Annotated in this window: 3 protein-coding genes; 2 read left to right on the top strand and 1 reads right to left on the bottom strand. The window is 74.2% G+C overall.

Annotated features, from left to right (window positions below):
- Window positions 1–89: 89 nt before the first annotated feature.
- Entirely contained in the window at window positions 90–1670 is a 1581-nt protein-coding gene (locus ACFWY6_RS38225; protein ID WP_384700460.1) for a TROVE domain-containing protein, read from the bottom strand.
- 448 nt (window positions 1671–2118) lie between these two features.
- Here ACFWY6_RS38225 and ACFWY6_RS38220 point away from each other — a divergent pair, with 448 nt between their 5' ends.
- Both ACFWY6_RS38220 and ACFWY6_RS38215 read left to right on the top strand, forming a co-directional pair.
- Window positions 2119–4419 (top strand): PQQ-binding-like beta-propeller repeat protein, encoded by a 2301-nt coding sequence (locus ACFWY6_RS38220; RefSeq protein ID WP_384700458.1) that lies wholly within the window; start codon window positions 2119–2121, stop codon window positions 4417–4419.
- A gap of 454 nt (window positions 4420–4873) precedes the next feature.
- Window positions 4874–7267: protein kinase (locus ACFWY6_RS38215; RefSeq protein ID WP_384700456.1), on the top strand; the 2394-nt coding region annotated here is incomplete at its 3' end.

Genomic DNA, 7267 nt, shown 5'->3' with positions numbered 1-7267 from the left:
TCGGCGGTGTGTTCTTTGGGTTGGCGGGGCGGGGGGGGGGGGGGGGCGGGGGGGGGCGGCGCCCCCGCCCCCCCCCCCCCTCCGGCACCTCACCTCACCCAGGGCCAGTCGCTCGAAGTCCCCTGCTCGAGCAGCTGCACCATGCGGAAGGCCGCGTCCGAAAGCCCTCCGAACACATGGCGGTTGCCCGTGCCGGACGCGCCGTGGCCCGCCTGGTAGCCCGCCAGGTTCCAGGTGTAGACCGGGATGTCCGCCGGGACCTGCTCGGTCGGGTCGCCGTGGTAGCTGTACGCCGCCTGCTCGTCGGTGACGATCAGGACCCGGTCGTGCTTCTTGTAGAAGCGGCGCACCGCCTCGGTGGTGTTCGTGCCGCCGAGGCTCCCGAAGCGGTCGAGCACCTTCAGGACGGACTCGCCCTTGCGGTACTTCACCGGGGCGCTGCCCGTGCCGAACTCGACCAGGTCCGCGTCCGCCGCCCGCAGCGCGAGCGCCGTGCCGAAGACCGCCGCCGCGTCCGCGCGGTTGAGCTGCGAGCGGGCCGAGAGCGGCGACCACATCGATCCTGACCGGTCGACCAGGATCAGCGAACGGCCGGGCAGCGCGGGCACGTTGGCCAGCGAGTGGCCGAGCGCCTGCTCCAGCGGGTACGACCAGCGCAGCGACGGCGCGTGCTGGTACGCGGCGAGGTAGCGGAAGGGGAACTGCCGCGACTTCGCGACCTCCGCCGGGTCGGCGAGCTTCGCCGCGACGCCGGCCGCCACCTCGTCCGAGACGCCCGCCTCGTCGAAGTTGCGCAGGTTGCGGACGAGCGCCATGGCGCCCATGGACGGAATCACCGCCTCCCAGGCCGCCTTGTCCATCGGACCCTGCAGCCAGCCCGCGAGCGCCTCCCAGGTGATGCCCGCGGCGGCGAGCCGCTCGGCGCCGCCGTCACCGGTCACCACCGCGCGCCGCTCGGCGACGGGCACCGCCATCAGCTCGCGGTGCGCGCCCAGAATGCGGGCGGACGCGGGCGGGACCGCGGTGTCCGGGTTGTGCCGGCGGTCGAGCGCGTACTGGAAGAGGTCGCCCTGCCACGGCTTGTCCGGGTCGGGCGCGGCGTGCACGAGGTTGAGGATGTCGCCGAAGCGGTAGCCCTTGGACGCCGTGTCGTACTTCAGCAGCGCCTTCTCGCCGTACATGCGGCGTACGGCGTCGGCGATGCCGCGCTTGACGGGCTTGGGGATGCTGCGGCCGTACGTCGCCGTCCAGTAGCCGAGCAGCTCGCCGGGCTCGTCCGGGCGGCGCAGCACGGAGGCGACGACCTGGCGGTTGGCGGGGCCTTCGGTCACGTCCGCGTCGAGGCGCGCCTTGACGTACTCGGCGGCGCCGACGAGCGAGGCCGTGCGCATGTTGCCGTCGCCGCGCAGCCAGCCGAGCAGGCCCGCGGTCCACTCCGGGTCCTCGACGGCGAGGCGGCGCACGAGCACGGCGAAACGGTCGTCGCGGTCATCGCCGGACTCGTAAAAGGTCTGCTGGGACACGAAATTCGCGACCGCGAGCAGGAAAAGCTCGGAACGCGGGTCACGGAGGTGCCCTCGGCCGCCCTCGTGGGTGCGGATGGTGCGGCCGGTCGACTTCACCGCCGAAGTGACGAGAGCCTTCGCGGACTTGGTGTTGAAGCGTGCCATGAGAATTCCCCCGAATTCCGAATTCTGAAGTACGACGGGGGAGGCAGCGCAGCGCGAGGGCGCGCCGCAGGGCGCGCACCGGCTGTTGAGGCCTCCCGAGATCAAAGTGGCGGCGGCATGGATTCTTGGAAGGAAGTAGCCGCTGCGTGCGCACCGGGAGGTGCGAAACATGTGAAGTTCAGGTGTCCAGAGTTCCGGTTCGGCTGAACTGACGATGGTGCTCTAACCCCTGAGCTACTCCGGCCTGTTGGTGCCGGAGACGGGACTCGAACCCGTCCGCTCCCCAATATGAGTGGAAGTAAGTCCTGCCTTCGCACCTGGACGAGCTTCACTTTAGGAGAGTGAACCGGCGGGGCACCAATGCTTTTTCGGTGCAACCGTACGATGACTTACAGGCGTCGCACAGATCGTCCGGAGGGGTGGTCGATGCGGAGGGGGATGCCGGGGCATGGCACAGTCCACGCGGGGTGAGCCGGTCGAGCTCGGCGGGTTCCGGATCGTGGCGCGGCTCGGCGAGGGCGGGATGGGACGTGTGCATCTGGCGCGTTCGGCGTCGGGGCGGCTCGCGGCCGTCAAGACGGTGCATGAACACCTGGCCGTGGAGGCCGAGTTCAGGGAGCGGTTCCGCCGCGAGACCGTCGCCGCGCGCGCTGTCGCGGGCCCCTTCACCGCGGCGGTGCTCGACGCCGATCCGGATGCCGAACGGCCGTGGCTCGCCACGGAGTTCTGCGCGGGCCCCGATCTGACGGCCGCCGTCGCCGCGCACGGGCCCCTCGGCCCGGCCGAACTCGCCACGCTGGGCGCGGCCCTCGCGGAGGCGCTGTCCGGGGTGCACGCGGTGGGACTCACCCACCGCGACCTGAAGCCGTCGAACATCCTCATCACCCGTGACGGCCCCAAGGTCCTCGACTTCGGCATCGCGAAGAGCGCGGCCGACGAGAGCCTGACCGCCGCCGACGAGGCGATCGGCTCGCCCGGTTTCATCGCTCCGGAACAGCTGGCGCGGGACGGCGAACCGGGCCCCGCCGCCGATGTGTTCGCCCTTGGCGCGGTCCTCGCGCTGGCGGCGACGGGGCGCGCCCCGTTCGGCACGGGCGGCGCCCCCGCGGTCCTGTACCGCACCCTGCACGACGAGCCGGACCTGGAGGGCGTGCCGGGCACCACCTGGCCCACGTTCCTCGCCCGCTGCCTGGCGCGTGACCCGGCGGACCGCCCTACGGTCGCCGAGGTGCTTGCGTGGTGCGGGGCGCGGGCCGACGACTCGCCGTGGTGGGAGCGGGGGCCGGTGCCTGAGCTCGTGCAGCGCCATGAGGACGAGGTCGCGGAGCTGGTCGCGCGCGACGAGGAGAGTACGGCCGCCGTGGCGGGGCCGCGGAACGCCCCCGCCGACACCGTGCCCGGCGCCCGCGTCCGGGGCCCGTGGGACACCCCGGCCGACGCGCGACCGCCCCAGGGCCAGGCCCAGGCGGCTCCCCCTCTGCCGTCCCGCCGCCGCCTCCTCGCCTGGACCGGTGCCGCGCTCGCCACCGCCGGTGTCGCCACCGCCACGGCCATCGCGCTGAACCAGGACGGCGGCGGCACCGGCAAGGAGCCCGACGCACGGCGTACGCGGGTGCCACGCGGGCGGGTGCGGTGGAAGACCGGTATCGGTGAAGTCGGCTACGGGGGCTCGCTGTTGCGCGAGGGCGATGATCTGTACGTCGTCGACGATGCCGCCGTCACGCGGCTCGACGCGGCCAAGAGCACCCTTCGCTGGGAGTACCCGGCGGAGAACCTGCGGGGCGGCGACGCCCGCGGCGACTTCGTCTACGTACTGCGTGACCCGCTCTTCGAACCGGAGCTCATCGCCCTGCGCCACTCCACCGGCCGCAAGGCCTGGGACTCCGGGCTGCTCTCCCGCAACCCGCACCGGCCCCGGCGGCCGTTCGACGCCAAGCCGAGCGAACAGGAGGGGAACGAAGGGCAGTTCATCGTGGCGGGCGATGTGGTCTGCCTGCTCACCTACGCCGCGTACGACACCATGCAGGCGCGGCGCAGCGCCTGGGGCCGCAAGTGGCGGGCGTACGGCTTCGACTCGCGCACGGGGGAACCGCTCTGGTTCCACGGCGGCGGCGCGGGCGAGGTCATCGGCGCCGATCAGGCGGGCGGCCGCATCGCCCTTGCCGTCTCCGCGAACCCGGGCATGACCGGGACGGACGCGTACGCGCAGGGCGATCCGCTGGTCGTCCTGCGGGCCGCGAGCGGCAAGGTGGAGAAGGAGATCGAGGACGGCGCCCGGCGCCCGCAGGTTCATCCGGGGGCCGACGGGACCGGCTACTACGCCGGGCGCGAGGAGTTCCGGGCCGTCGACCTGGCCACGGGCCGCACCCGCTGGACCCGCCCCGCGGGCACGGGCTCCCACATCACGCCGACCGCGTCGGACGGCCTGGTGCACGCCCCGGTGGCGGACGGCGTCCGTGCGTACGACGCGACGACGGGCGCGGTCCGCTGGACCCGCGAGGGCGTCCGCGTCCTGGAGGAGACACCACTCGTCTCGGACGGTCTGGTGTACGTCGCGGGCCCGGAGCCCGGCGGCTCGGGCGACCCCACCTGGGGCCTGTACGCCCTGGACGCGACCACCGGCAAACCGAAGTGGGCCCTGCCCCTGGACGCCGTCACCGGCGTCGACCTCGCCACCGCGGGCAAGGGCCTGGTCCACCTGTGCGCGGACGGCACCCTTTACACGATCAGCGGCCCGGAGCTGCCGTGACGCCGGCGCCATCCGCCACCCGCCCCCGCCCCACGCCCCGACGCGGCACGCAGCCACCAACACCCCACCCCGCCACCGCAGATGCTCCTCCCGAGCACACCCAAGCCGATCAACGGCAGCCCAGAGCGACCGTGACACCGACGCCCAGCGGAACAACCCCTGCGCCATCCGCCACCCGCCCCCGCCCCACGACCCGACGCGGCACGCAGCCACCAACACCCCACCCCGCCACCGCAGATGATCCTTTCCAGCACACCCAAGCCGATCGACAGCGGCCCAGAGCGATCAAGGCGTCGCACCCCGACGGAACGCCCCTCGCGCCACCCGACACCCCGCTCCCGGCCCACACTCCGGCAGGGAACTCCAGACCACACCCCACCCCGACCGCCGGACGCAACCGCCTTCCCCACCCGCACCGGCAGCCCAGCACACCCAACGCCCGCCCGGAGCCTTCATGACGACCGCACCCCCCGGCGGAACGCCCACCGAACTCCCCGGCTCTCCCCTCCTCCCCCACGACCCCATACGGCTCGGCGGGCACCGCATCGTCCGGCGGCTCGGGGCCGGGGGGATGGGGCAGGTGTTTCTGGGGCGCAGTCCCGGGGGGCGGCTCGTTGCCGTCAAGACCGTGCATGAACACCTCGCCGCCGACCCGCACTTCAGGGAACGCTTCCGCCGCGAGGCCACCGCCGCGCGGGCCGTCACCGGGGCCTACACCGCCGCCGTGCTCGACGCCGATCCGGACTCCGCCGTGCCGTGGCTCGCCACCGCCTTCCTGCCGGGGGTGACGCTGCGTCAGGCAGTCGCCGCCGGGGCGCCGTTCGGGGCGGGCGTCGCGCTGTCGCTCGGGGCCCACCTCGCCGAGGCGCTGACGAGCATCCACGGGGCGGGGATCGTGCACCGTGACCTGAAGCCGTCGAACGTGCTGCTCACCGCCGACGGGCCCCGCGTCATCGACTTCGGCATCGCGCGCGCCGCGGGCGACCTGGTGCTCACCGAGGCGGGGGCGATGATCGGCACGCCGGGGTTCATGGCGCCCGAGCAGATCGACGGGGCCCAAGTCGGCCCGCCCGCCGATGTGTTCGCGCTCGGCGCGGTCCTTGCCTTCGCCACCGCCGGAGAGCACCCCTTCGGCTCCGGACCCGTGGCGGTACTGCTCTACCGAGCCACCCACGAGGAGCCCGACCTCACCGGCGTACCGGAGAAGGACGGGCTGCGCGATCTCGTCGCCGAGTGTCTGCGCAAGGATCCGGCGCTGCGGCCCGGCGTGGCCGACGTCCTGGCGCGGACCTCGGATCCGGCCGCCCCGCTGTGGTGGCGCGAGGAGCCGCTGCGGTCCCTGATCTCGCCCGGCCGAGCGCCCGCCCCCGAACCGGACACGGAAGCCGCGCGGCCCGCAGCCATAACCGCGCCCACTCCCGCTCCCGCTCCCGCCAAACCTGAGCCCGAGCCCGTAGACCGCACCGCCGTCGCCGCCGCCGTCCGTTCCGAACGCCGCAGGACCCTCACCCGCCGCTCCCTCCTTGCCGCCACCGGCGCCGGCTTCGCCGGGCTGCTCGGCTACGGGATCTCGCACTCGTCGCCGGACGAGAGCGGGGACGACGAGGACGCCGGGCTGCGCGTCGAGAAGGGGTCGCGGCAGCCCGGCAAGGTGCGGTGGACGCTGCGCACCGACGGCGGCAGCATCGACGCCGCCCTGCTCAGCGGGTCCACCCTGCTCGTGCACGGGACCAAGCCCTACTCCGACGGGGAGGGCCTGGTCCGCGCCGCTTCCGCACGCACCGGCGCCCGGCAGTGGCAGGCGTTCGGCGTCGGCGCGCAGGCGCCGAAGCTGTGGGGCGTCGTCGACGGCATGCTGATCACACCCGAACTCCTCGACCAGGCAAGGGACTTGGACAGCGGCACTCCCTGGAAACCGCGGGAATACTGGCCGCAGCACGTCCGATGGTTCGCTGTCGCAGGCGGGCGTCTGGTCACGCTGGGCGGCAAGAAGGAAAGCCCCAGCGTGCCGGAGCTGCGCTCGCGCACCCTGCCCGAGGGCGGCTCACCCTGGACCCTCGACGAGGGTGTCGTGGACTGGCAGAAGCCCGCCGTCTCCGGCTCCGCACTGTTCCTCGCACCGGCGCCGTCCCCGGTCGGCGGCGAGCCGGTCTGCCTCGACGCCGGCACCAGGCGAAGACTCTGGACGTACGAAGGTCTCGCGGACGACGACCAGGTGCTCACCGCCCCCGTCGCCCTGGGCGCCGCGCGGTTCGCCCTGCTCACCGAGGAGAGCGAGCTGCACCTCATCGGCGCACGCGAGGGCGAGCGGCTGCACCGGCGGGACATGGAGGTCTCCGCCGGGCGTGGCAGCACCGCCCTCGGTCACGCCCCCGGCACCGGCAAGCACCCCGGCACCGGACTGCTGCTCGCGGGTGGCGCCGGGCGGCTCATCGGCTTCGAGCCGGTGCACGGCGAGCGGCGCTGGGACTTCCCCACCGCCGGCCTCGAAGCGAGCTGGCGGCGGCTGCCCGGTGGCGGGCACGGCCCCGTCACCGCCGACGGCGTCCTGCTGCACTGGACGAACGAGAAGACCCTGCAGGCCATCGACCTCAGCAGCGGCAAGGGCCTGTGGCTTGCGACGTTCGATGCGACCGCGCAGGTCCCCCCGGCCGTCGCGGACGGCACCGTCTACGCCGCCGCGGGCGGTGTCTGCAAGGCGCTGACCCTGAGCGGCGGCACGGTGCGTGCGCAATGGCCGGGGGGGGGGGGGGGGGGGGGGCCCCCCCCCCCCGCCCCCCCCCCGGGGCCGCGCGGGGCGCCCGACGCCCCACGGCCGGGGGGGGGGCCCCCCCGCGCGCCCCCCCCC

It is taken from the genome of Streptomyces sp. NPDC059037 (assembly GCF_042740015.1).
Taxonomy (GTDB): Bacteria; Actinomycetota; Actinomycetes; order Streptomycetales; family Streptomycetaceae; genus Streptomyces.
This window is presented reverse-complemented; position numbering and strand designations above follow the sequence as displayed.